Origin of the sequence: Gleimia hominis (assembly GCF_002871945.2) — a bacterium.
Classification (GTDB): Bacteria; Actinomycetota; Actinomycetes; order Actinomycetales; family Actinomycetaceae; genus Gleimia; species Gleimia hominis_A.
This window is the reverse complement of record NZ_CP126963.1, coordinates 1,674,934-1,701,096: the sequence shown is the minus strand read 5'-3', so window position 1 is coordinate 1,701,096 and position 26,163 is coordinate 1,674,934. Positions and strand designations below refer to the sequence as shown.

The following is a 26,163-nucleotide window of genomic DNA, read 5'->3' as shown; positions in this document are numbered from 1 at the left end:
AAACATGAATGACAACGATAAATACGTAATCCGCGCGGGAGAAACCGCACACGACCAGTTCGAAACAGACCTGACGATCGAGCGGGCCGGCTGGGAATTCAGCGCCATCGCAGTGCTCGGGCTGGAGGCCGGGCAAAGCCAGACCCGCAACAGTGGAGACACAGAACTCCTCGTGCTTCCCTTCGAAGGGGGCTGCACCGTAGAGGTAAACGGTGAAACGTTTGAGATTAAAGGCCGTGAATCCGTTTTTACCGGCATCACAGACTACATATACATTCCCCGCAACACGGAGTTCACCGTCACCTCCAAAAATGGGGGTCGGTTCTGCCTGCCGGCAGCGAAAGCCACCAAGGACCTCCCGGTGCGGTACTGCCCGGTAGAAGAAGTGGTGACGATGCTACGCGGCGCGGGTAACTGCTCGCGGCAAGTTAACAACTACGCGCTCGGCAACGAACTGGAAACCTCACACCTACTGGTCACAGAGGTGCTGACGCCGGGCGGAAACTGGTCGTCCTACCCGCCGCACAAACACGATGAACACAACGAAAACGAACGCGTGCTCGAAGAGATCTACTACTACGAGGTCCGCGAAGGTAACGGGGGGAAGAACGGGAAAGAAGGGTTCGCGCTGCAACGTATCTACCCCTCACCGGGTAAACCAATCGACGTGTGCACCGAAGTGCGTTCGCGTGACATCGTGATAATGCCCTACGGCTACCACGGTCCCTCCGTCGCAGCGCCCGGCTACGACCTGTACTACTTGAACGTGATGGCGGGGCCGGCGGAAGACTCCACGTGGCTCATGACCAACGACCCGCACCACGATTGGGTACGCGAAAACTGGAGCGATCAAGCAATCGACCCGCGCCTACCCATGACCCCGATGAACGACTAGTCGTCACCCACGTTATTAAGGAGAAACAAACATGAACCCAGATGTGCAGACCGTGCGTCTAACGGTTGGGCAAGCCGTGGTGCGATTCCTGGTGAACCAATACGTGGAACGCGACGGTGAACAAGACCGTCTGATCGCCGGTGCGTTCGGCATTTTCGGACACGGTAACGTGGCTGGCCTGGGGCAGGCCCTACTGCAAAACGAGTTGGACCCAGACGCGGACGGGGGCGCAATGCCCTACTACATGCCGCGCAACGAACAGGGACAAGTGCATGCGGCGGCCGCATTCGCGAAGGCGAAGAACCGGCGCCAAGCCATGATGTGCACCGCCTCCATTGGCCCGGGGTCGTTAAACATGGTCACGGGAGCTGCCCTGGCCACCACGAACCGGGTGCCGGTGCTCCTGTTCCCCTCAGACCAGTTCGCCACCCGCGTGCCCGACCCGGTGCTGCAGCAGGTGGAGAACGAAATGACGTTGGACACGAGTGTGAACGACGCGTTCCGCCCTGTCTCCCGGTTCTTTGACCGCATCAACCGACCCGAACAGCTGATCCCCTCTTTGATGCATGCGATGGCAACGTTGGTGGATCCGGCGGACACCGGGGCGGTGACGATCGCGCTGCCACAAGACGTGCAGGCGGAGGCGTTCGACTGGCCCGTAGAGTTCTTCAAGAAACGCGTGTGGTACATTCCCCGCACCCCCGCGGACCCAGCGGCAATTGAGCGGGCAGTGAACCTCATCAGACAGGCGAAACGTCCCATGGTGATCGCTGGGGGCGGCGTTAAATACTCTGAGGCAAGTGAAGAACTGCGCGAGTTTGCCCGCATCACCGGAATTCCTGTGGGGGATACGCAGGCGGGTAAAGGGGCGATTAACTTCGACCACCCAGCGGCGATTGGTGGGGTCGGTTCAACCGGTGGGGATTCGGGTAACCACATTGCCGACAAAGCGGACCTCGTAATCGGGATTGGTACGCGTTACTCGGATTTCACCACGGCGTCGCGCACGGCATTCAAGAACCCGGATGTGCAGTTCGTGAACGTGAACGTGAAGCCGTTTGACGCGGTTAAAAATGCCGCCCAAATGGTGGTTGGGGATGCGCGTGAGGTTCTGCGTGCTCTAACCGACCAGTTGCGCGACTACCGGGTGAGTGAAGCCTACGAGCAAGAGGTCACGGCGGAACGGGAAGCGTGGCTCGCGAAAACCCACGAGTTGTACCACCTGGATCACCAGCCGCTCCCGAGCCAGCTGGAGGTGTTTGGGGCGCTGAACGAGATGATGGGTGATAACGACATTGTCATCAACGCTGCCGGTTCTATGCCCGGTGACCTGCAGGCCCTGTGGCAGGCGAAGACCCCGTTGCAGTACCACGTGGAGTACGCGTTCTCTTGCATGGGCTACGAGATTCCCGCGGGGATGGGGGTGAAGATGGCACATCCAGACAGCGAGGTAGTTGCGATCGTTGGCGATGGCACGTACCAGATGCTGCCGATGGAACTGGCGACGGTGGTGCAAGAGAACCTGAAGGTCATTTATGTTCTGCTGCAAAACCACGGGTTCGCGTCCATTGGGGCGCTGTCGGAGTCCCATGGGTCGCAGCGTTTCGGCACGCGTTACCGCGCGGGGGCGGGGGCGCCTCATAATGAAGATGGTGATTTGCTGCCGGTAGATATTGCGAAGAACGCGGAGTCTTGGGGGCTGAAGGTCTACCAGGTGCACACGATGGAAGAGTTCCGGCAGGCGTACCGCGAGGCGCAGGCAGATGATCGGGCCTGCATGATTCACATTGAGACGGACCTGTATGGGCCGAATCCGCCGAGTTCCTCGTGGTGGGATGTGCCTGTTTCGCAGGTGTCACGCATTGAATCGACCCAGCAGGCGTACGAGCAGTACAAGCAGAATAAAGCGCGGCAACGTCACTATTTGAAGTAGTTTCTTGAGGTGTGGCGCCGCTGCTTGCGGTTCTGGCAGGCGGCGGTGGCACGCGCCTCTTGGGGCGCTGTGGCTCTTGCGTTTTTGCGGCGCATAAAAATAACCGGAACAGTTGTTATGACTGTTCCGGTTAATCGTTTGCGGTTGATTTTGAACTATCTGTGGTCGCGTCGTCGTTGTCGCGGTGCATGGGTTACTTCACTTCCGCAATCAGGTTAATGGAGAAGCCGATTGCGATTGCGGCGGTCATCAGCCCACCCACGATGGTTAAAACGGGGCTGGAAACCAGGATTCCACCGATGGTAATGGCGGAAGAAGCGACCAGCAGCAGGGTGAACAGTAGTGGCATCAGGGTGGCGATGGACGCTACCGTGATGTCGCGACGCGCTTCTACAAGTGCAGTTGAGTATGTCATTAAATGCTCCTTTACTTCTTTGTGCAGGAGCCGTGTCCGTGCTCCTGCACGGACGTTGTGCTGTTGTCCCAGGTGATTCGCGATGGCTGAGAACCTCGCGTCACCCATCGACACTTCTAATGTACGAACAAATGGGTTGAATAGTCGACAATTTTTGGTGTAGATCTGCTCACAAATCCCGCTGTGAAGCGGAAAGCGTATGTAAAGAGATGTGCCTGAAAACTCGTGCGATCGTTAATGGCCGGGATGCCGGCAGGAGATGCCTAGCGACGGATAGTTGGGGGCACCTCCTTTAAAATAAATGTAATGACAAATTGGGTTTGGGACGTTAGACTTATATGCGTAAGCCACAGGGCACCACCGCTCCGTGGTGCTAACGACGAACACGACGAGGAGTTCGATTTAATAATGGAAACACTGAAGCTTTGGATTAATGGGGAGTACTACGACGGGGAACCCGCCGAGCAGGTAGATGTGGAGAATCCGGCTACGGGCAAGGTGGAGAGCAAACTGAACCTCGCCTCAAAAGCAGATTTGGACCACGCGGTAAAGGTCGCTAAAGAAGCGCAGAAGAAGTGGGCGAAGGTCTCCCTTGCCAAGCGCGTGGAGATCATGTTCAAGATGCGTCACTTGCTGCTTGAGAATCAAGATCACATGGCGAAGCTGATTGTGGCGGAGCATGGGAAGACGTACACGGATGCGATTGGGGAGATTCAGCGGGGGCGCGAGACCCTGGATTTCGCGTGCGGAATCAATAATGCGCTCAAGGGGCAGATGTCGTCGCAGATTTCCACTGGCGTAGATATTCATACTGTTCAGTACCCGGTGGGGGTTGTGGCGGGGATTTGCCCGTTTAACTTCCCCGCGATGGTGCCGATGTGGATGCACCCGCTGGCTTTGGCGACTGGGAACGCGTTCATTTTGAAGCCGGCTACTACAACCCCGTCGGCGTCCTTGTTCACGGCGGAGTTGTACAAGCAGGCGGGGTTGCCGGACGGGTTGTTCAACGTGCTGCCGGGTAACCGGGAGATCGTTACCGAGATTTTGACGCACCCGGGGATTGACGCGATTTCGTTTGTGGGTTCCACCCCGGTTGCGCACATTGTTCAGGACACGGGGGTTACCCACGGTAAACGCGTGCAGGCGCTTGGTGGGGCGAATAACCACGCGATCGTTATGCCGGATTGCGATTTGGAGTTCGCGGCTAAGCACATTAGTGCCGCTGCGTTTGGTGCGGCGGGTGAGCGTTGCATGGCGCTGCCGATTGTGGTTGCTGTGGGTGGGATTGAAGATAAGCTCACGCAGCTGGTAGCGGATGAGGCGAAGAAGATCAAGGTTGGCTCTGGTTTGGATGAAGAGAACGAGATGGGCCCCGTGATCGACAAGGCTGCGAAGGAACGCATTGTTGGCCTGATTGATGGTGCTGAGAAGGCAGGTGCGGACGTGGTCTTGGATGGTCGTGATTACGTCGCGCAGGGTTATGAGGGCGGCCACTGGTTGGGCCCAACGATTGTTGAGAACTGCCCGACGGACACGGATCTGTATAAGCAGGAGGTGTTCGGCCCGGTCCTCACGGTGGTTACGGCGAAGGATTACGATGAGGCCATTGAGATTGTGAATGCCTCGGAGTTCGGTAACGGCGCCGCTATCTTCACGAATGACGGTGGGGTTGCCCGCCGGTTCACAAACGAGGTGGAAGCCGGAATGGTGGGGATCAACGTGCCGATTCCAACGCCGGTGGCGTACTACTCGTTTGGTGGGTGGAAGGAATCGCTGCTTGGGGATCACCACATTCATGGTCCGGAGGGCGTGAATTTCTACACGAAGGCGAAGGCGATTACGTCGCGTTGGCCGTCTGAGGCTGGGATGTACGAGGCGACGATGTCGTTCCAGCGTGAGGAGTAGGTTCTGGCGGAAGAGTAGAACATTTGTGAACCGCAGCTCACCGCCTGTGTGAGTATTGGGTTTGCGCGTGTTTTGGTGGCGTGGTGGCTGTATGGCTGCCGCGCCACCGCTTGTTTATGCGGTACCCTTAACGGGTGAACTGGCTGTTTGACCTGTCTTTTGCGGAAGAATACGCGCTGTCACCCCAGCGCGTGGTTTCGGCTGCTGGTGTGGATCGGCCAAGTGATTTGCAGGATAGGCATTTGCGGGAGTTACCTATGTTCGCGGGGCTAAGGGATACGCAGACGCGTCGGTACTTGGTGGCGACGTTGCGTGATTCTATTCGCAAGCGGGAGCGCTTGTGGTTTATGCCGATGACGCAGCCGGTGTGGGAGGAGTGGTCTGCGTATTTGCCCGATGGGGTTTTGGAACCGTTGGGTGGTGTGCATGAGGTTGCGGGCGAGCAGGTGGTGCCGGTTGGGATCGCGCCGATTAAGTTGGTGGAGGCCCTGGTGGATCGGGGTGGGCGCGCGGATTTGGAGTTTTTGACGCAGGCGCTGCGTGATGTGGATGGGTTGTTGATTAGCCCGCGGGTGTATAAGAAGTTGCTTGCGGCTGGGGTGCCGATTATGAAGCGGATGTTGTTGACGCGGTATGCGACGAATCCGCGGGTGATTGCGTATGCGGTGGTGATTATTTATTCGGCGTTACGGGCGTTGCCGGTGATGTTTGTGCCGCAGTTTCATGGGTCTGTGGCGGTGTTGTGGGCGATTGATTTGGGGACGGCGATTCCGTATACGTGGGGTGTGTTGGCGATGGTGACGGCGCCGCGGTTTCGGATGCGTTTGCTTGGCATGGTGGTTACGGTGGCTACGTTTATGGCGCCGTATATTTATTTTGGGTTTTATGGGGAGCATTACCCGCCGTGGATTTGGGGGATTATTGCGCTGCTTATTGCGGGTACTTTTGTGCTTGAGGGTTATAAGTGGTGGGGTGATCGGCGGATTTCACGGGCGCTGGTTAGGACGGTCGGGCCGGCCGCGCCAGGTGCGTAGGGCTGATACGCCGAGGATCCAGATGCCGCTGATCCACCAGGGGATGCGCAGCCACATGGGGATGTGGGGGAAGGTCCAGACCATGATGGCGGTGGAGGTGACCCAGATGATTGCGGCAACTGCGTTTATGGCGCGGTATTTTTTGACGCGGAACGGGTGGAGCCATTTCCAGGGGACGACGGCGAGGATGGTGAAGACGATGACGACGAGCCAGTTGACGATGGGGCCGGAGTGGAAGAGCCAGAGAATGAGGACGACGATGTTCCATGCGGCGGGGAAGCCTACGAAGTACCAGTCTGCGGATTTCATGCGGGTGTTTGCGTAGCAGAACATGGATGATGCGAGGGCGCATATGGCAGCGATTATCGCTAGTGGGGTTGGGCCTAGTGGGATTACTTTGACCATGAATACTGCGGGGATGAAGGTCCACGTCATGTAGTCGACGACGTTGTCCATCATGGTGCCGGAGAACCAGGGGATCACTTCTTGTACTTTTGCCTTGCGGGCTAACGGGCCGTCGATGGCGTCAACAATTAGGGAGACGATTAGCCATCCCCACATGGCTTTGTAGTGTCCTTCGCCTAGCGCGCGTGCGGCCAGTAAGACCCAGAGGAGACCTGACATGGTGAACGCGTGTACGCACCAAGCCCACACGTATGCGGACAGTGGCCACGTTCTTGTCTGGCTGGTGGCGGTGTTATCCAAAATAAAACTCCGTACACTCCGATCGCAACGCCCAAATAGACGTCTTTCCTAGTGTAAACAGCCTGAGTGGATTTTTGAACAACCCGCAGGTATACCGCGCGTATCCAGGTGTGTTCATATTGTGGCTTGGGTTGTATTTTGAGTTTATGAGTATGAGGGAGCTTGTTTTCTCAATGGTTTGGAGAGCACTTTGAGAAGTATATGTGTGCTAGCCAATTGGTGGTTTAGCCCAGCTGAGTTGATTGCTCAATAGATCACCACTTCAAGAGTATTTGTAATATCATTTAGGAATGGTTATTACTCTACGAAATTTGCTATTCGAGAACCCAAGATAAGGGTGGTATATGGCGTGTCTAAAGGGTTATGTGTTTTCCTAAACCGTCTTCTAGCTGTATAAATAAGCTTATAAAAAGAGTGGACGTTGCTTTTTTGTCAACCATCGTCTATCGTTTGTAACGACAAGTGAAGGTTGGTTGTGCGAGGTTGCGGAACCGGCTTTTGCTGAAGGCTCCACTTAGAATAATGAATCCAACGACGGATGCCGAGCAAGCACAGGAGAACACATGAGTGACCAAAAGCAGGTGAGTTCGTTTACAGACGGCGAACTCAATGACCTCATTAAGAAAACCCCACCCAACGGTAAAAAACGTTCAATCCCGCTAATTGCAGCGGTAGCTACCCTAGGATCACTACTCTTCGGGTACGACACCGGGGTGCTCGCTGGAGCCCTCCCGTACCTATATATGCCAAACGCCGCAGGTGGGTTACATTTGAACCCAGTGGAAGAAGGGCTCGTCGGTGGCCTGCTAATGGTTGGCGCCGGCTTCGGAGCGATAATCGGGGGGCGACTTTCAGACCGGTACGGGCGGCGCCACAACATCCTGCTGCTCGCCGCCATTTTCTTCTTCGGTGCCCTTGGATGCTCACTGTCTCTCAACTTCTGGATGCTGTGCATTTTCCGCATAATCCTCGGGTTCGCAGTCGGAGGTGCTTCCGCCACCGTTCCCGTTTACCTTGCGGAAACCGCGCCCAAAGAAGTCCGCGGACCAATTGTCGCGATCGACCAGTTCATGATCGTGTTCGGACAATTCCTCGCGTACTCCATGAACGCCATCATCGCCCGCATCAACCACGGGCCACACGTAATCACCGAAGCCGGCGAATCCATCGACTGGGACCACGCGAAAGCCATGAGCGACCTCGTAGTCGTTGGTGGCAACGGAGCTACCTGGCGGTACATGCTCATCCTCGCCACTATCCCTGCCATCGCACTGTGGATCCTCATGCGCACAATGCCAGAAACCTCCCGCTGGTACGCCGCTAAACACCGCTACCACGAAGCCATCGCCTCCCTCAAACGCGTGCGCGACCCCAAGAAACACAACCTGGGGCTAGAAGTGCGTGAAATGATCGAGGTTAACCGCGAATACGAAAACCAACCCCAAATGACACTCCGGCAAGTATTCGCCACCCAATGGACCCGAAAAGTACTTTTCCTCGGCGTCGCAATCTCAATAATTGACCCGCTCACAGGTATCAACACCGCGATGTACTACATGCCGAAAGTACTGCACGCAGCTGGGTTCTCATCCGAAAACGCGATCATGCTGAACGTGGTCACCGGCTTCTTTTCTTGCATCGGCGCTGCAATCGGAATCTACTTCGTCGCAAGATTTGCCCGCCGCCACGTCGCAATGTACCAAGAAACTGGGATCGTACTATCCCTATTTGGGCTCGCCGCCCTCTTCTTCTGGGTTATTGAACCGCACATGGATGAGGCCGGGAACATCGCCAGCACAGTTCCCACGTTTGCGCCTTGGGCAGTGCTCGTCATAATCACCGCGTTCCTGTTCTTCAAACAATCCGGAACCGTCACCTGGGTGCTCGTCTCCGAAATCTTCCCCGCTAACACGCGGGGCGTCTCGCAAGGCACCGCGGTGTCCGTCAACTGGTTCGCAAACGCTGTCATCACAGCCATTTTCCCGTCCATGATGGCGTACCTCGGAGGGGCAAAAACCTACCTCGTTTTCGCCCTCATCAACTGCGTTTCCCTGTACTTCTACACGAAGATACTGCCGGAAACCAAGTACCACACGCTCGAGGAACTGGAGGCCGAGTTCGAAAAACGCTACTCCAAATAAGCGTGCGTCCACGCGAATTCGGACTGTCTCGAACACGCGGTGACCTTCGCGGCAAACAGGTGGTGAGCACGCCTCGCGCTGGGGAGTCTCGCACGAAGGCGCGCGGGGAGCGAAGAATCCCCGTAGAAGGGCGCATATAGAACGCCCAAGCACGCAGGCACGCAGGAAGCGAAGGCCATCGTAGAAGGCGTATATGGAAGGCCCACGTAAGCCGGTTTCAACACCGCAGTGGGCCTTCAGTGCCTCAAGAATAAAACCGTCTAAAGCACCAGGTAGATTGAACTGATAACCGTCAGCGTGATGACAATAGGGTCGAACACGGACTGTTTAATGTAGCGAATTACCCAGCGTCCAAACAGCGCACCAATAATCACAAAAATGGCGAGCGCGGCGTCCACAGGTAAAATCGCGGGGGTGATCAGGCCAATCCCAATTGAAAACGGCAACTTCACCACGTTAATCAAGAAGAAGAACCACGCGGTCGTACCTAAAAAGCGTTTAACCGGAAAGCGTGACCACAAGAAATACAACGTCATCACCGGACCGCCAGCGTTCGCAGCCATCGTGGTGAACCCGCCGAGCATTCCATAGAACGTGCGGGCAAACCCGTTTTGCGTGCGTTCATCCGACACTTCTGCATCCGTTTTTACCCTTGAGGCCCCCGCTGAATCACCGGCACCCGGCTTGTCGGCGCGTTTCGAAGCCCGCATGTTGAACAGGGTTATCGCCGTCAACACCAGTACTATCCAGCCGATTGACCGCTTCATAACCAGGTCGGAAGTGAAGTTCAAAAAGATGGCGCCGACCACCACCCCAACCACCACGGTGGGCAGTAGTTTGCGCAGCGTATGCCAATCCGCGTCCCGCCGGTATGTCCAAATTGCAATCAGATCACCAGTTAACAAAAGCAGCAGCATCATGGCGGTTGACGCGCGCGCTGGGATCACTGCTGCAAACATCACCACCGACAGTGTGGCCGAACCCGGGAAAGCTGTTTTAGACAGCCCAATAAAAAGCGCGGCTGCGATCAGAGTAACCCATTGTAAAACGGTGAGTGAGGCCATGGTCTAATAATACCTACAACCACAACTGAGGATCATTTGTAAACACAATATGGTGAAACCTCTTCCAATTCATTACCGCATAAGATAGGCTATTAGCGCGCGCCAAAACAAGTGGGTGGAGCCTCCACGTATTGGTGAGCAATATTTGCTAGGTCAAAGCTGAAGGGTGTGCAGCGGCCACCACCTCAGGAAGAAAAGAACAAAAAACAACACGGAAGGATTCGGCAATGACGTCGAAAGCACGTAACCTAGACAACCCCAAATTCTCAAAACTCGCCATTGGCGTGTGCCCCGACCAGTGGGGCGTGTGGTTCCCCAAAGACGACAAACAAATGGACCCGCGCCAAGCGTGGGAAGAAATGGCTGAAGCGGGGTTCGAAATCATCGAAACCGGGCCATTCGGATACTTCCCAACCGATCCGAAAGAACTACAAAAATGGTGCGACGAATTCGGCATGAAAGTAGTGGCCGGCACCGGATGGGGCGTGCTGCACAAGAAAGATCAGTGGCCCACAACCGAAAAAACGTTTCGCGCAATCGCAGAAACGCACGCGGCTGTAGGAGCGGAATACATCGTGCACCTGCCGCCCCTGTACCGCGACGACAAAACTTGGGAATGGACCGACGACCGCGTGCTGTCTGACGACGCGTGGAAACTGTACGTAGAGAACGCGAATAAGCTCGGGCAAATGCTGCTAGACGAATACAACTTGAAGATGGTGCTGCACCCGCATGGGGACTCGCACATTGAAACCCCAGAAGAGATCGCCCGAATTTTCGACGCCACCGACCCAACGTATGTGAACTTCTGTCTAGATTCCGGGCACGTGGTGTACGGCGGTGGGGACCCCGTGCAGTTAATTAAGGACTACCCGGAGCGCATCACGTACGTGCACATCAAAGCGTTCGACGAAGACATCACCCGGGAGGCGCACGAAAAAGACTGGCCGTTTGGCGAAGCAGTGGCGAAGGGGGCGTCAGTTTGCCCACCCAAGGGACTGCCAGAAATGCACGAGTTTGTAGCCGCGCTAGCCGAGCTCGACCGCGATATCTACTGCATCTGCGAGCAAGACTGCTACCCGTGCGACCCCTCGTTCCCCAAGAACAATGCGATAAACATGCGCAATTACTTGGCCGAATGCGGACTGGGAATGAAATAAGGAGGAGTTATGTCTGAGCTAAAAATTGGTTTGATTGGCGCGGGAGGAATGGGCCGCGCACACGTAGACCGCATAGAAAACGAGCTATCTGGAGGGCGAATTACCGCAGTTGCGGACCTGAACCGTGATGCTGCGCGGGAAGTGGCGGAACCTTTGGGTGCGCGTGTGTTCACTTCGGGCCGGGAGTTGATTGAATCCGACGCTGTGGACGCGGTGCTCATCGCGACGTTCGGTAAGGTTCACAAACCGGACGTAATCCGTTGCATTGAGGCGGGTAAATACGTCTTGTGTGAGAAGCCGCTCGCCACCACGATCGCGGATTGTGAAGCGATATTGGCAGCGGAGCAAAAGGCGGGTAAAAAGCTCGTTACCGTTGGTTTCATGCGGCGTTTTGACGCCGGGTACCAGCAGATGAAACAGGTGCTTAAAGCCGGTGAACACGGGTATGCAACCCTGGTTCACAACCGACACCGGAACCCGTCGGTGCCCGAGAACTACACGTCGCGCAACGCGATTGACGACACTGCGATCCACGAAATCGACACGATGCGGTGGCTGTTGGATGAAGAAATCACGTCGGTGCGCGTGGATCGGCCGCGGCTGACCTCTAACCGTTTTGAGGATTTGGTTGACCCGATTGTGCTGGTCATGTACACGGAGTCGGGCGTGCGCATCGATGATGAAGTGAATGTGAATATCGACTTCGGCTACTCCATTGAATGCGAGGTGGTGATGGAAAAGGGTACAGCGCGCCTGGGGGATCAGGAACAAATCTTTATCCGCGACCGCGCTGGGAACCGTAACGCTATTTGCCGTTCGCATATTGATCGTTTTCACGCTGCTTTTAACCAGGAGGTTCAAGAGTGGATCAATGCCGTCAAAGCGGATCGTCACACGGGTTCCACCGCGTGGGATGGGTATGCTGCCACGGTGGTGGTGGAAGCTGCATTAGATTCCGCTTCTAATGCGGCGGAAACTGGTGGTGGGCCACTGGTGGATGTGCAGATGATTGATAAACCTGCGCTGTATAAATAGCGCCGGTTGCGGGCAGGTAGGGCCTGGCTTAACGCGCGTTAGAATTATGCGCTACACTCATATGTAAGAACATTATGGTTGATGTTGGTGAGGGTGCCGACGATGGCGCCCTCACCATAAAGAACTACAAAACTATTGGACGAAGAGGACATGATGGTTGATATTGCACTAGATCCAAACATGTACTACCTAAACATGTCGGCGCCTGAAACGATCCATAAGGCAGCGCAGCTGGGATACGAGTATGTGGAGCTGTCACCGCGGCGCGATTTCCACTTTTGGCACCACTATCCGAAGGCCGACGACAGGTATATTGCCGAGTTGAACCAGGCGGTTAAGGACACGGGAGTGAAGATCCGGACGCTGAACCCGGTGTTTAACTGGTCGGCGGTTGATGAGCAGGAGCGGCAGGCGCAGGTGCGGAACTGGAAGCGACTGTTGGAGATCGCTGACCAGTTGGATGTGCGCACCATTACGTCGGAGTTTTCTGGTGACCCGAATACGCCTCGTCAGTGTGAGCACCAGTGGTACAAGTCAATGTTCGAGCTGGTGCCGACGTTCGAGAGGTATGGGATTGAGCTGAACATGGAGGCTCACCCGTACGACTTTGTGGAGCTTAATGACCCGGCGGTAGAGATTGTGCGGGGCATGAACTTGGATTGGGTGAATTACGAGTATTGCTGCCCACACACGTTCCATCTGTCGGACGGGGCGGGGGATGTGGAGCGGATGCTGCGCTACGCCGGGCCTAAACTCAAGGCGGTGCACGTGGCGGATGTGTATAACCACAAGATTAACGATGGGAACCGCTACATCATTAACCCGCCGGGTGTGGATGCACGCGTGCATCAGCACAACGAAATTGGGGACGGGGAGGTACCGTGGGACGAGCTGTTCGCTACGCTACGGGACATGAAGTTCGATGGGGTCCTCACGGTCTGCATGTTTGGTTGGATTGAGAAAGCGGATGAGGCGAATGTGCGGATGCGCGAGAGGTTAGAGAAAGAGTTTTCCGCGTAGACTTGGGCGTATGAATCAGGTTACGCAGGCAGACGTGGCGCGCGAAGCGGGGGTTTCGCGCGGCCTCGTTTCTTTGGCTTTGTCGGATTCTGCGAATGTTGCTGAGGGGACGAAGCAGCGGATTCTTGAGGTTGCACACCGGCTGGGGTATTCGCGTAACTTGGGGGCGGCGATGTTGGCGGCCCGCAGTTCGTCTTTGGTTGGGGTTTTGTTGCCGAACTTGCGTAATCCGTTTTTTGAGTCGGTGGTGTCTGCGATTCAGCAGGTGGCTGATGGGCGGGGTGTGGTGGCGTTTACTGCCACTGGGAATTCGCAGGTTGAGCGCGAGAAGCAGGTGTTGCGTTCGTTTTGTTCTTTGCGGGTAGGTGGGGTGATTGCGGTTTCCCCCATGCTTTCTGCTGCGCAGCTGGCGGATGTGGTTGGGAATACGCCGGCTTGTTTGGTGGGGGCCAGTAGTTATGGTGCTCCGGTTAGCGCTGTTCATATTGATGAGGGTGTGGCCGCGCGTTTAGCAGTCGATCATTTATTGGAGCAGGGCTTTGGTGAGCTGGTCGTGTTGTGTCCGGCGGGTGAAGCTAAGGACGCGGCGATGCGGGTGAGGTCTGAGGAGCTGGTGAGGGCTGCGAAAGCTAGTGGCGCCTCGCTCCGCATGTGTCCTACGGATAATCCGTATGACGAGGTTCGTAGGGTGCTCGATGCGGCGCGGGTTTCGTTGCCAAATGAGGGCCGCGCAACTGCAAGTTCGACTGTGCTAGGCGGTGGCGCGCCCCCGTCAGAGCGTTCTGTTGCGAATAAAAGACTGGGGATTATTGCGTATAACGACCAGATTGGGGTTGAGGCAGTTTCAGCAGTGCGGTCCCTGGGGCTGCGTTTGGGGGTTGAGGCTGGGGTTTTGTCTTACGACAATACGTTTTACGCTGATCGTGGTGAGCGCGGAATAACCTCGATAGATCAGACCCCGGTGCGGATGGCGGAAGCTGTTTTTGAACTGTTGGAGGATACGAACGGGGTGGCTCGGGACGTCACACTGGAACCACAACTAGTGGCGCGTGCTTCCACGGAAGCGCAGTAGAGCAGATCGTAACAGATTAATAACAGAAGTTGCGCACTCTAGTTTCTCAGGCGCTATTTCAGCGTAATTAACTTAGCACGCACGGTTTATTTTATTGGCCTAGCAGAACTGTATAGCACAGGGGGGGCGAAGATGTTCAAAGAGTTTTCGCGTTTTAGAGGTGCGCGGGTGGAGCCAGTGTTTTCGGGCTTGAACTGGGTTGCGCCGCTCGTGGAGGTAGTGCTGGGTAGTTTTTTGGTTTGGTATTTTTGGACTCATCCGAATGAAGTGGAGGGGACACCGTTGTGGGTGATTCCCAAGATTGCAGCAGCGGCGATGGTGCTGATTGTTATCAGTGTAGTAGTAGGTTATTTTAACTCCGCATTTTCTGCGCGTTGGGCCGTTAATCTCCTGTTTTTTGTAGCGGTGTTGATCCTCGCTGGAGTGATGGTCGGATACGTGGGGGCATTCAAAATGATCACGCAGGTTCCCGATGTTGCCACTGGGTTTTTCCATGGGGTAACCGTAAGTATCACTTCAGTGTTAACGCTGGGGTTCGTAGGTGCGGGGGTGTCCGCGTGGCATTTGTTGCGCCGACGTGGTGAGCAGCCGACGTGGTGAGTAGGCAGCATGGCGAATAGACGACGTGGCGAGTAACCAGCGCCTAAGAGCGTAAAAGTTAGAACGTAGAGACGCGGTAGTCAAAAAACATTGCCTGTGGCCACCCAGCTGCAAAGCTAGGTGGCCACAGGCGTTTTGTTCGCAGCATCCACATGCTCCACGAAAAATCTATTGACAGGACAAATGGTATGTGTTTAACTAGAAACAACCTTAACGCGCGTTAAAAGAGTCGCGGTAGCTTTTGGAGAAAGCCTTTTTCGGGTTTAGAACCGGCTTGCGCGCGTTGGGTACGACAAGGATGTTGAGTATTAACCTGAGGGGGAACCGAAGATGCAGCAACTCTCTGTAGCCGTGATTGGTGCGGGCATGGCGGGCCGCACGCACGCGAATGCTTGGCGGCAAGCAGCTACGATCTACCACGCGCCTTTCCCGCACGTGCGTCTCGCGACGATTGCAGATGCGTACAAACCATTCGCACAGTCCGCAGCGAAAGACTACGGGTTCGAACACGCCACTGATAACTGGCGGGACATAGTGGAAGACCCCAGTATCGATATCGTTTCCATCGTCGTTGCTAACAAACTGCACCGTGAAATGGCGCAGGCCCTCATAGAGGCTGGCAAACACGTGTTGTGCGAAAAACCCCTCACGGACACGCTTGAAGACGCGAAAGCAATGGCGCAGCTAGAAGCGGAAGCAGACGTGGTTACCGGACTGGGTTACACCTACCGGCGCAACCCCGGTATCTCTCAGATCGCCCGCATGGTTAAAAACGGAGACTTCGGCACAATAAACCACTTCGATGCTCGGTACTGGTGCGACTACGGGGCAGACCCCAAAACACCGATTGCCTGGCGGTACACCGGCCCAATGGGCTCGGGTGCGCTTGGGGATGTGGGCAGTCACCTGATTGACACGGCCGAATACGTGATGGGGCCAATACGGTCAGTTTCCGGGGCGCGGCTGACCACAGTAATTAGCGAGCGGCCACAAATGGACGGGGTGGTTGCTGGTGGCCGCGGCGTTTCAGTAGACGGGCCCGCTAAAATGAGTGCGGTCACTAACGACGACGTCGCCACCTTTACCGCCGAGTTTGAAAACGGTGTGAGCGGCACGTTCTCGTGTTCCCGCGTGGCTTTCGGGTACCCCAATGCCCTCATGTTCAACGTAATAGGAACGCAAGCAACCGCGGGGTTCGACATGGCACGCGCAGGGGAGATTACAGTAGATGACCAATCTGGACCAGAACACTTAAGGGGGCAGCGGCGCGTACTGGTGAACCCAGAGTTTCCGTACTTCAAAGACGGTTCCTCCATGGCATTCGCGGGGGTTGGATTTACGCAAATAGATCAGTTCACCATTCAGGCACACGCGTTCATCCAACAGGTGCTCGGTATCGATGATGGCCTGCCGAAGTTGCCGTCATTCGCACACGGGTACCGGTCTATGCGGATCCAGCAGGCAATCGCGCGCTCAGCCGCAGACGGTGGAACTAGCGTAACAATCGAGTAGGCGCGCGGGTGCCATCAAGTAGCCGCTGCACGGTAATGAAGCAAACGCAGCGAAGCAAACGAGTGCCCGCAGCGAAGCAATCAATCAGCACGCAGCAATCAAATAACTAGGAAAAGGAAAAAACAATGGCGTTAACACTTGGAGCTTACACCGCTTGCATATCTAACCAGACGTTGGGGCAGGCATTGGATACCCTCAAGAAAATGGGGCTGTCGGGTGCGGAAGTGAACGTGGGTGGATTTATCCCCTCCCCGCACGCACCTGTGGAATCCCTGCTTGCTAGCCAGACAGCGCGCGAAGAATACCTGGGGGTGTTCGAAGAAAAAGGGATGAAACTGGCGGGGTTTAATACTTCTGGTAACCCGCTGTCGCCGTACAAGGGGACGGGGCAAAAACACGCGAACGACCTCAAAGCAGCAATCAAACTCGCGGGCCTGCTGGGGGTAGAAGAAATCGTGTGCATGTCGGGCCTACCTGGGTCTGATGAAAGCGCGAAATACCCAAACTGGGTGGTGAACCCGTGGGATAACGTGTACATGGAGATTAAACAGTATCAGCGCAGCGTTGCCATCCCGTTTTGGAAAGAAATGGACCAGCGCGCGCAAGACGCCGGTGTAAAGCTGGCGCTCGAACTGCACCCGCACAACCTCGTGTTCAGCCCCAATGGGTTCCTAAACTTCGCTGAAGACATTGACGCTAAAAACGTGGGAGTGAACATGGACCCCTCCCACCTGATGTGGCAGGGGCTAGACATTGTGCAGGCCACCAAGTATTTGGGCGAACATATTTTCCACGTGCACGCAAAAGACACGGCGATTGAACCGGGGGTGCGGGTGAAAGGTGTGCTCGACGCCGAGTTCGGTTATGTCCCAGAAAGTGCGCCCGATGAACAAAAGTACCCCACGGGGCCGGCATCGTGGTGTTCGGTTTGGCCACAGGATCCAGCGTGGCGTTTCGTAGCGCTCGGGCTGGGCCGCAACCACGCCGGTGTTGAACACAACGTGGACTGGTGGGCAGCCTTCCTGCGTGAAATTGCGGCGATCAACCCGGATATGAATGTAAATATTGAGCATGAGGACAAGGCTTACGGCCCGCTGGAGGGGTTGAAGATCGGCGCGGACACGCTTTTGGCGGCGAATCGCAAACTGTGACAGCCGGGTAATCAGCCACCCGCTAAACTAGGGGGTATGGTTCGACGGGTGACGCAGGCGGATGTGGCGAAAGCCGCGGGGGTTTCGCGTCAACTCGTTTCGCTGGTGGTGCGTGGGGACAAACGGGTCTCCCCCCAGCGCCGCACAGCGGTTTTACAAGCAATCGAAGAACTGGGCTACCGTCCGAACGCGGCAGCCCAGTCTTTGGCTTCTAGAACCACGAACAACCTGGGGTTATTGGTGCCTAGCTTTGAAAACTCGTTTTACGGCGAGTTCGCGGAAGCGTTTACGCGTGCGTGTGCGCGGCGTGGTTTAACCGCGTTGGTGAACGTGAGTTTGTCGGACCCTAACCGGGAGCAGGAAGCGATTGACCGGTTTGTGGAACTGCGGGTCGATGGCTTGGCGTTGATTTCCCCGCTGATTGACCAAGGGGTGCTGCAGCGAGCAGCCGATGAGATGTCGGTTTGTTTAGTGTCGAATAATGTGGCGCCACAGAACGTGGACCTGGTGCATACGAATGATTTTGAGGGTGCCCGCAGCTGCGCGCTGCACCTGCTTGATCAGGGGTATCGTGACGTGGTGTTCCTCGGTCCGTTTCGCAACATTAAGGGTGATACAACTTATGAGCGCATTTATGGTTACCGCGCAGCGATGGAGCAGCGGGGCCGGCGCGATGACATCACGGTGATTATTGTGGACGATCGGGCGGATGTTGCGGCCCGCGAAGTGCTCGATGAGTTCGGGGCAGACACCGGCATTGTTTGCCACAACGATTTGCTGGCGGTGGAGCTTCTGATGGCGATTCACAACCGCGGTTTGGTACCGGGCGCCCACGTGGGGGTTACCGGGTTTGATAACACGCGCCTTGCGTACATGCCGGAGCTTTCGCTCACTTCTGTGGATCAGCAGCTTGAGGGGTTAGCGGAGGCGAGTGTGTCGGTGCTGATGGAACGGCTCGATAATCCGGATGCGCCGCAGCGTGATATTGTTTTGGAACCGCGGTTAATGCCGCGCGGATCCTCAAATCCGCATCGCTGCGGAGAGTACGGACCGCGGTCGCTCCCGAAAACCAACTAGTAAATGTAAGTACAAAGCCCTAGCGACGGTTGCTATTTGTGGCTATGCTGGGACTGTAATCTACTTGCGGCAAAGCGGGATTCGCCTCAAGTGGCAAACTAAAGAACTGAACGCATTAACTTCAAAGGAGTTGTTATGTCAGTACAAATACCGGAAACGATGAAAGCTGCGGTGCTTCGCGATTACGACAAGGGCTTGGAGGTAGAGGAGATCAAAACTCCGCACCCCAAGAACGCAGAAGTGCTAATTAAGGTCTCAGCGTGCGGCATGTGCCATTCTGACCTGCACGTTATCTCTGGTTCGATTGAGTTCCCTTTGCCGTGCGTGCTGGGCCACGAAGTGGCGGGCGAAATTGTTGAACTGGGGCCCGGAAATGAACACACGGGGCTCAAGGTGGGGCAGAAAGTTGCTGGCGCGTTCTTGATGCCGTGTGGGCAGTGTGAGTTCTGTGCGCAGGGCCGTGATGATCTGTGCTCAACTTTCTTTGACCTCAACCGTCTTAAAGGCAAGTTGTACGACGGGAAGACTCGGTTGCAGAGCCTGGATGGCGAAGAGATCGCGATGTATTCAATGGGTGGTCTAGCCGAGTACGCGGTGATTCCATCTACGTCGGTGGCACCGGTTGCCGATAACGTGGATCCGGTTGCGGGCGCGATCCTTGGGTGCGCAGCTTTGACCGCGTTCGGTGCGGTGCGTAACGGTGGGGACGTGCGTTATGGGGACACGGTTGCGGTGGCTGCCACGGGCGGTGTGGGGTCGAATATTATTCAAATCTGTAAGGCGATTGGTGCCGACAAGATCGTTGCGATTGATATTGATGACGAGAAGCTGGAGGCCGCGAAGAAGCTTGGTGCCACTCACGTTGTGAACTCTGCTAAGCAGGATGTGCGCGAAGCCGTGTTTGCTGCGACCGATGGTGTGGGCGTTGATATTGCGTTTGAGGCACTGGGCGCGCCCGCTACCTGGAAGTCTGCGTTAGATTCGTTGCGCGATGGTGGAAAGATGGTTCCGATTGGTTTGGGCGCGGGGGTGCAGACCGCGGATGTGGAGATTAACCGTACGGTCCGCCGGTCGCAATCCATTATCGGTAATTACGGTGCGCGCACGCGGAAAGATTTGCCGCAGGTAGTGAAGCTGGCGGCGCAGGGCGATATTGATTACAAGTCGATCGTCACCACTCACTACTCACTAGAGCAGGCGAATGAGGGATACCAGAAGCTGCGTGAAGGCAAGATTCTTGGCCGCGCTGTAGTGGATATGTCTCTGTAGGTGCTGTAGTGGATATGTCCCTGTAGATACCACGAGTACTTGACGGCGCTACTGTTTTTACGTGCTGTCAGTACGCACACATTTGCTGCGCGCCCCAGTTCGGATTCTTATCTGCCCCTCAAATCGGGTTTTTATCTGCCCGATCGGGTGGGTTGTCTAAGTAATCGAGTGTGGGCGCGCAGCTAGTTCCTGGTTGCGAGGATCATGTGGTCTAGGTCGTCTAGGATCTCGGCGATTGCACCCGGCTCGATCCCAGGTTCATTGCGGGCCCGCAGCAGTTCGTCTTGCGCGGCTTTCAGCGCTCCAATCCGAAGTTCTTTGGTCTTTTGGATCAACTGTTTTCGATCTTCTTTACTGCGCTCGGAGTTTTCCTTATAGCGAGCAAAACGGTTCTTCAACTCTTCCTGGGCTTCTTGGCGTGATCTTGAGTTAGGGCGTCCCTTCTTTTCTAAAATGTAGTTCGCAGCGGCTTTGCGCGCGCGCTTTTGCAGGTCGTCAATGGGCTGGGTAGTGTCGTTTAGATTAAGAGTCCGCATGAGGGATGGAAGGGTCAGCCCGGGGATAACCATGGTTACCACCAGGAACACCAGGGAGATTACCGAAGCTTCATGGTGGAGTGTGGCAGAGGCGCTCGCGGGAATAGACAGGGCTAACGCTAAGGTGACTAGGCCGCGCATCCCACCCCACGTCATCACTAGCACTTCTTGTATGTCTAGTGGAGCAACAAAGCAGCGTTTGCGCCGCTGATTAATTTTTGTCGCAATAAGCATCCAAATAAAGCGCACGATAATTACTGCGACTCCCAGTACCAGCCCAACTAAAGCGGCGTGCCACAGCTCGGTGCCGATTTCGTCTATTGCGGCGCTAACGGAAAGGCCGATTAACCCAAATGCCACGCCTGTGAATAGCATTTCGATTGTGTCCCAAAACGCGGCTCCCGACAGGCGGTCCGCTGCGCTTAGACGGGCTCTGGAGGTCAGTTCAATCGCGACTATAACGACTGCGATAACACCGCTCGCCTCAATATGCTCAGCAACTGCATACACCGCAAAAGGTAAAACCCAGGTCAAAGCATTTCGGGCTGTGACGTTGTTGACATGGTCGCTGAACCACGCTGCTGCTCGCCCCACCGCTAGCCCCAGTATCACCGCGGCTACCACAGCCCATAAAAAGCTCTTGATGCCATCGGCTAAAGATAGTTCGGAGCCAGCCAGTAGCGCGTTTAACCCTAGGTTGAATGTCACGATCGATGCGGCGTCGTTAAACAGGCCTTCGGTCGATAGGGTTGAGGTGATGCGTCTAGGGATACCTGCGGATACTGCAATAGCATCAACTGCCACCGGATCTGGTGGCGCTAAAGCTGCAGCCAGCACGATTGCTCCAGCCACGCCCACCACCGGGAGGAGCCATAGTATTAACCCGGTGAGCACACCGATCGTAACGAACACGAGAGCGATTGACAGTGAGGCGATCGTCGATAGTTGAGTTTTGATTGCTCCCCACGTCATTTTGCGTGCAAGGGCCCACAGTAGGGGCGGGCACCGGACATGGTTTATCTACCTGGATTTAACGCGGATGAGCTGGTGGATGCGCGGTTGATAGCGGCACTTAACGCACTGGTTGATGATGGGCTGATTGGTGCGTGGGGAGTGCGTGCGCGCACGGTGAAGCAGGCGATGCGGGCAATGACGTTCTTGGGGTTACAAAATGTGGCAGTGAGTCCGCGTGAACTTGGGGACGCGGCAATCGCAGGTTTGGTTGCCAGCGCGAAGCGTGCCCGTAAGCAACTATCGGTTGTGGTGGAAAGTGAAGTAACGCCAAGTTTATTGAAACCAGTTGCGAAACCTGCGTAAGCGGTTGAATCAGGTGTTTCAGAATGGGTAGATCAGTGTTGGGTTACGTATTCCAGAACCGGCAGGTCGATGCTGAGTTACGAATTCCAGAACTGGGAAATTGGAAAACGCTTGATGCCTAGCGCCAAAAGTGTGGTTAACAGCGGAAGGGCCCAGGCAAACAACACATGGTTTTGCGACGTTAGAACGTTCCAGGTGCTGCTTGACTCGGGGGGAATGAGGAGGCCAAATATAAGGGTGGCGCCCGAGGGGAGGATCCATGTGTAGCGGGCGCCCAGAGTTTCACGTGAGATAATGCAGGTGGCCCACAGGAAGCAGAACAACCGTGGAATTGCTAATACGTATAGGTCATTGCCCCAGTATCCAAGCCAAACACCAAGTAGTAAGCAGGTGGTCAATGCGCCTAAATTCCAAGCAAGATCGAAGCCCTTACGTGCATGGCAGCTGTAGTCTTGTTCGAAACCGGGGGTGGTTAGCGAGAATAGAGATATAGGTATAAGTAGGCTAATAATCCGTCCCAGGGGAGTTACCCCGCCAGGTTGGGATAGTGAATGCACTTGTGCGTGCCCACCAATAAGTAAACTTGCGACAAAAGCAGCTATACAAATGCATGTGACCGCACAGAGGTGACGCACGCGGGCGTGGGTTCGTAATATCTGGAACATGCTTAGTGCTTTTGAGTAGAAAGTTTGAACTGCTGATTTGCCCATTGTTTTTGAACGTGTTTGGGCTGTTTTAATACGTTCTTTACCCGTTCGATTGTCGGCTCGTCGTACAGTTCTGGTGTTGTCTCCGAGTTTGGGTGCGACTCGAAAACTTCTTCTAGCTCGGTGTGTCGTTTAATATTGTTGTAGTTCGCCCCTGTCAGAGCTGCGGTGAAGAGCCAGAGCTCTAGATTACTGCGTGCTTCGCTAGCTTGTGGGGTCATGTCTAGGCCTGTGTAGTAGCGGTTCGTAACAGTTAAAAGGTAGCTTGTTCGTAGTTGCGCCTGGTTGGTGCGCATATTTGCAGTTATGGGGATGGATTTTGACGCGTTAGCGGTTCCATCCAAACCGAGTTCTTCTATTCTTGAGGAAAGATGCATCCCAGTTGGTAAATAGTGGGACAGTGCTTGGGTAAACTGTGAAAGTGGCTGTAATGCCCACTTGTGTTCGTGCCAAACACAGATCTGCGGCGAAGATGCGGTGCAGATTGGATCCGCTGGTGTGCGTAATACAATCTGCGGACGAATGGTCGCCACTCCCATCGGAGTGGCGAGAACTACCGCAATAGTTGCGGCAACTAGAAATTTTTGAGGATTAGAAATAACTGGGTAGGTGTTGATTGCTAGTAAGAACATAGCAATAGTAGCGGTAACTAGCGCAAGTAACGTCCTTTTATCAATGTCTTGGTAGGGTTCCGTAGTTCCATATTGAGTGCAGAACAATCCGGCTGCAAAACTTAGGATAAATGCGAGCACCGGGGATACGGTACGGGGTAACGCGAGTGCGGTGATAACGTGACCGCAGGATATGGATAGCAGCATTAACGCTAGGTAGCCTGCGATGGGTCCCCATATTGGAATTGCGTCGGGACTGCTCATTTCCTTATATGAAATAATGTTGGCGAAAACCACGAGGCTGAGGGCGCATAAGAATGCGACTAGGAGCACAGGGCTGATGGTGCTTAGATTAGCTTGTAGTTTCTTGCGAGGGGTAAACCTCATCCAATTGCGTAGGTTTAGTGATGCCTGTCCGCGACTTATATGACATTGGATAGAAGCAAATATTGGGCTCAAGAAAAGTAGGGGCAGTAATCCCATAGAGGCAGTTGCCGTAGGGGAAACAAGCCAGTTGTTACGCTGCCATAAAAGGAGGGCGCAGGCCGCCGTCGTGGATATTGCATAAAGCAATGCGAGGTTTTTCAGTCGGATAAATGTGGGTGGTGTTTGCGAGGTCATGCTCTTGTAATAAAACTAGGAATGTGGAATAAAGTTCTCTTCTGCTACTCGTTCAAAATTTGCGCTAGGCCTGCTTCTGCTTTGCTCATATTTGCAACTATGCTGTTTTGAGCAGCAGATTCGAGGTTGGTTACTGTGCCGTCGAAATGTAGTTGTTTATTGTGGAGCACAATGACCCGGTTTGCTATATGTTGAACATCTTCAAGCAGGTGTGTGGAGATGAGCACTATAGGTGCTAAGTCGGCTTGGAGGTACTTGCGAAATTGTAGTCTTTGCACGGGGTCGAGACCGACGGAAGGTTCGTCTAGGATCAGAAAATCAGGTTCACCTATAGTGGCTAAAGCAAGCCCAACTCGACGTAGCTGGCCGCCTGATAGGTTGCCCATTTTATCGTGGGTAAGCTTCGTTATTTCAAATCTATGCAGCGCCAGCTCTATCTCCGAGGTAAGTGATTTCCTGGTGATACCGCGCATCCAAGCTACGTACGCTAGGAACTGGGAGACCTGTAGGCGTGGGTCGTAGCTCATGCGTTGGGGAAGATAACCGATACGACTGGTTATGGTCGTGTCTCTGTTGGTGTAAACATCAGCCCCATTTAGTAGGATGCGGCCGACTTGAGGTTTTAGTTGGCCGGCGAGCGTTCGTAGGAGCGTTGTTTTCCCAGCGCCATTTTTCCGAGCAGTGCAATCGTTCCACATGAAAGTTCGGTGGAGATTCCTTCAAGTACGGTGGTTCGACCGTATCCTTGCTGAAGCTTCTCGATCGTTATGCATGGACGGTGCATAGCACCTATCCTCTCATGCCGTCCCTATTGTTGGAGCCTCTTCGGAGTAGTACCTTTTGAGTCCGTTGCATTAGAAACGACGTCTGTTGAGGTCTTGTCTGTTCGCGAGAGGTCGGCTGTTTGCGCACGTACTTTAGGTTTGCGGGTCACTAGTTTGTGTCCGCCCCACAATGCGAGGAATGCGAACAAACCAATGTATGTCGACAGCACGGAGGTGAATGACGCGGTACCACGGAAGAGTTCGTGGTTCTGCCCAATAATCACGACCAGCACCATAGCTAGCGCCACGATCGGGCCTGCCGGGTAGAACCGTGCTCTAAATGGTAGCTCACTCAACTTGTGTCCTTGCGCTAAGAACGCGCGTCGGAACTTGTAGTGACACCAAGCTACGCCCGCCCAGGTGACGAACCCCGCTAAACCAGAAACACTCACCAACCACAAATATGCGGCACCATCACCAATTAACGAGGTTAGGAACGCGAACCCACCCACCGCAGTGGTTGCGATCAACGCGTACATGGGAATCCCACGGCTGTTCACCCTCGTGAAAATCTTGGGTGCTTTACCGGAAACCGCCATCGAGTACAGCATCCGCGAAGATGCGTACATGCCGGAGTTACCAGCCGAAAGAATGGCGGTTAAGATTACGGCGTTCATGAGGGTTGCTGCCCCTAAAATACCGGCTCTTTCAAAAATGAGGGTAAATGGTGACACCGCCACATCCTCCACGTCGGAGGCAAGCAGGTGGGGGTCAGTGTACGGAAGTAAGAAACCGATCACTATGATTGCCCCGATGTAAAACAGTGTGATCCGGAAGAACACGGCGCGCACAGCCCGGGGAATTGTTTTCTCAGGATCATCGGCCTCCCCAGCAGCAACAGCCAGAAGCTCCGTGCCCTGGAAAGAAAAGCCAGCGATAATGAAGATCCCGAAAGTGCCGAAGAACCCCCCAACAAACGGGGCGTCCCCCGTGGTCCAATTGGAAAAGCCTGGGCTTTCACCAATGATCCCTAAAATCATGGTGACCCCCAGGGCTAAGAAAATAATAACTGTGACCACTTTAATTAAGGAGAACCAGAACTCGGTTTCCCCGAATCCTTTTACGGTGAACGCGTTCACCAAAAATAGGAGCGCGAGAAAAATGGCGGACCACACCCAAGCGGGCACGCCCGGCAACCAGTACCGCATCACGATCGCAACTGCTACCAGTTCGGCCGCCACCGTGATTGCCCAGTTGAACCAGTAGTTCCAACCTTGTGCGAAACCGAATGAGGGGCTCACCCACCTGGTTGCCCACGTTTCGAACGAACCTGAGGTAGGTAGCCACGTGGACATTTCGCCAAGCGACTGCATCAGCAGGTACACCATTATGCCGATCCCACCGTAAGCTACGAGCGCTCCACCGGGGCCGGCTGTTGAAATAGACCCACCGGATGCAACTAGCAGGCCCGTACCAATCGCACCACCAATCGCGATCATGTTCAGGTGGCGAGCGCGTAGGCTTCGGTGAAGGTTCTCTTCGCCCGGCGCGCCAGTGCTGCTTCTTGGCTTAGACATGCATAATTCCTCAGGCTTCAACGATAAAATCGGTATAGGGTC

General features: G+C 55.0%; 22 protein-coding genes. 15 read left to right on the top strand and 7 right to left on the bottom strand.

Annotated features, from left to right (window positions below):
* Window positions 1–4: 4 nt before the first annotated feature.
* The gene (gene iolB / locus CJ187_RS07495; RefSeq protein WP_102216952.1) at window positions 5–895 is read left to right on the top strand and encodes a 5-deoxy-glucuronate isomerase; all 891 of its coding nucleotides are present in this window, start codon (window positions 5–7) and stop codon (window positions 893–895) included.
* A gap of 31 nt (window positions 896–926) precedes the next feature.
* Window positions 927–2,828: a 3D-(3,5/4)-trihydroxycyclohexane-1,2-dione acylhydrolase (decyclizing) gene (gene iolD, locus CJ187_RS07490; protein WP_102216951.1), complete on the top strand. Its 1,902-nt coding sequence runs from the start codon at window positions 927–929 to the stop codon at window positions 2,826–2,828.
* A gap of 193 nt (window positions 2,829–3,021) precedes the next feature.
* Here iolD and CJ187_RS07485 read toward each other — a convergent pair whose 3' ends face one another.
* On the bottom strand, window positions 3,022–3,243 hold the full coding sequence (locus CJ187_RS07485; protein ID WP_146003113.1) for a hypothetical protein: 222 nt from the start codon (window positions 3,241–3,243) through the stop codon (window positions 3,022–3,024).
* A gap of 408 nt (window positions 3,244–3,651) precedes the next feature.
* On the opposite strand from CJ187_RS07485, the gene CJ187_RS07480 reads away from it, so the two are divergent.
* The gene (locus CJ187_RS07480) at window positions 3,652–5,148 is read left to right on the top strand and encodes a CoA-acylating methylmalonate-semialdehyde dehydrogenase (protein ID WP_102216949.1); all 1,497 of its coding nucleotides are present in this window, start codon (window positions 3,652–3,654) and stop codon (window positions 5,146–5,148) included.
* 134 nt (window positions 5,149–5,282) lie between these two features.
* Window positions 5,283–6,182 (top strand): hypothetical protein, encoded by a 900-nt coding sequence (locus tag CJ187_RS07475; protein ID WP_102216948.1) that lies wholly within the window; start codon window positions 5,283–5,285, stop codon window positions 6,180–6,182.
* Here the strand turns inward: CJ187_RS07475 and CJ187_RS07470 are convergent.
* A complete protein-coding gene (locus tag CJ187_RS07470) occupies window positions 6,135–6,887 on the bottom strand; it encodes a CDP-alcohol phosphatidyltransferase family protein (protein WP_102216947.1) in 753 nt (250 codons plus the stop codon). The genes CJ187_RS07475 and CJ187_RS07470 overlap by 48 nt on opposite strands.
* 563 nt (window positions 6,888–7,450) lie before the next feature.
* Between CJ187_RS07470 and CJ187_RS07465 the strand changes: the two genes are divergently transcribed.
* Window positions 7,451–9,028: an MFS transporter gene (locus CJ187_RS07465; protein WP_102216946.1), complete on the top strand. Its 1,578-nt coding sequence runs from the start codon at window positions 7,451–7,453 to the stop codon at window positions 9,026–9,028.
* A 260-nt stretch (window positions 9,029–9,288) separates the two neighbouring features.
* Here CJ187_RS07465 and CJ187_RS07460 read toward each other — a convergent pair whose 3' ends face one another.
* Window positions 9,289–10,092 (bottom strand): sulfite exporter TauE/SafE family protein, encoded by an 804-nt coding sequence (locus CJ187_RS07460; RefSeq protein ID WP_102216945.1) that lies wholly within the window; start codon window positions 10,090–10,092, stop codon window positions 9,289–9,291.
* 227 nt (window positions 10,093–10,319) lie between these two features.
* On the opposite strand from CJ187_RS07460, the gene CJ187_RS07455 reads away from it, so the two are divergent.
* The 9 genes from CJ187_RS07455 to CJ187_RS07415 all read left to right on the top strand — a co-directional run bounded on the left by CJ187_RS07455 (window position 10,320) and on the right by CJ187_RS07415 (window position 19,988).
* Window positions 10,320–11,252, top strand: coding sequence for a sugar phosphate isomerase/epimerase family protein (locus CJ187_RS07455; RefSeq protein ID WP_102216944.1), 933 nt, complete (start codon window positions 10,320–10,322; stop codon window positions 11,250–11,252).
* 9 nt (window positions 11,253–11,261) lie between these two features.
* Window positions 11,262–12,287, top strand: coding sequence for a Gfo/Idh/MocA family protein (locus CJ187_RS07450; protein ID WP_102216943.1), 1,026 nt, complete (start codon window positions 11,262–11,264; stop codon window positions 12,285–12,287).
* Between the two features lie 153 nt (window positions 12,288–12,440).
* A complete protein-coding gene (locus CJ187_RS07445) occupies window positions 12,441–13,307 on the top strand; it encodes a sugar phosphate isomerase/epimerase family protein (protein ID WP_102216942.1) in 867 nt (288 codons plus the stop codon).
* A gap of 10 nt (window positions 13,308–13,317) precedes the next feature.
* Complete coding sequence (locus CJ187_RS07440; protein ID WP_102216941.1) at window positions 13,318–14,379, top strand: LacI family DNA-binding transcriptional regulator; 1,062 nt, start codon at window positions 13,318–13,320, stop codon at window positions 14,377–14,379.
* 168 nt (window positions 14,380–14,547) lie between these two features.
* The gene (locus CJ187_RS07435; RefSeq protein ID WP_146003112.1) at window positions 14,548–14,979 is read left to right on the top strand and encodes a hypothetical protein; all 432 of its coding nucleotides are present in this window, start codon (window positions 14,548–14,550) and stop codon (window positions 14,977–14,979) included.
* Window positions 14,980–15,309: 330 nt separating this feature from the next.
* Window positions 15,310–16,491, top strand: a complete 1,182-nt coding sequence (locus CJ187_RS07430; protein WP_102216939.1) for a Gfo/Idh/MocA family protein — start codon at window positions 15,310–15,312, stop codon at window positions 16,489–16,491.
* Window positions 16,492–16,616: 125 nt separating this feature from the next.
* Window positions 16,617–17,642, top strand: coding sequence for a sugar phosphate isomerase/epimerase family protein (locus CJ187_RS07425; protein ID WP_102216938.1), 1,026 nt, complete (start codon window positions 16,617–16,619; stop codon window positions 17,640–17,642).
* A gap of 36 nt (window positions 17,643–17,678) precedes the next feature.
* Window positions 17,679–18,719, top strand: a complete 1,041-nt coding sequence (locus CJ187_RS07420) for a LacI family DNA-binding transcriptional regulator (protein ID WP_102216937.1) — start codon at window positions 17,679–17,681, stop codon at window positions 18,717–18,719.
* 135 nt (window positions 18,720–18,854) lie between these two features.
* On the top strand, window positions 18,855–19,988 hold the full coding sequence (locus CJ187_RS07415) for a zinc-binding dehydrogenase (RefSeq protein WP_233187384.1): 1,134 nt from the start codon (window positions 18,855–18,857) through the stop codon (window positions 19,986–19,988).
* 182 nt (window positions 19,989–20,170) lie between these two features.
* On the opposite strand, the gene CJ187_RS07410 is transcribed toward CJ187_RS07415, so the two are convergent.
* Complete coding sequence (locus tag CJ187_RS07410) at window positions 20,171–21,517, bottom strand: cation:proton antiporter (RefSeq protein ID WP_350223588.1); 1,347 nt, start codon at window positions 21,515–21,517, stop codon at window positions 20,171–20,173.
* 18 nt (window positions 21,518–21,535) lie between these two features.
* On the opposite strand from CJ187_RS07410, the gene CJ187_RS07405 reads away from it, so the two are divergent.
* Entirely contained in the window at window positions 21,536–21,841 is a 306-nt protein-coding gene (locus CJ187_RS07405; protein ID WP_102216935.1) for a hypothetical protein, read from the top strand.
* Between the two features lie 667 nt (window positions 21,842–22,508).
* Here the strand turns inward: CJ187_RS07405 and CJ187_RS07400 are convergent.
* From CJ187_RS07400 to CJ187_RS07390, 3 genes are all read right to left on the bottom strand, one after another.
* Window positions 22,509–23,780 (bottom strand): hypothetical protein, encoded by a 1,272-nt coding sequence (locus CJ187_RS07400; protein ID WP_146003111.1) that lies wholly within the window; start codon window positions 23,778–23,780, stop codon window positions 22,509–22,511.
* Between the two features lie 44 nt (window positions 23,781–23,824).
* Window positions 23,825–24,478: an ABC transporter ATP-binding protein gene (locus tag CJ187_RS07395; protein ID WP_102216932.1), complete on the bottom strand. Its 654-nt coding sequence runs from the start codon at window positions 24,476–24,478 to the stop codon at window positions 23,825–23,827.
* A gap of 110 nt (window positions 24,479–24,588) precedes the next feature.
* A complete protein-coding gene (locus CJ187_RS07390; RefSeq protein ID WP_102216931.1) occupies window positions 24,589–26,121 on the bottom strand; it encodes an amino acid permease in 1,533 nt (510 codons plus the stop codon).
* Window positions 26,122–26,163 lie beyond the last annotated feature (42 nt).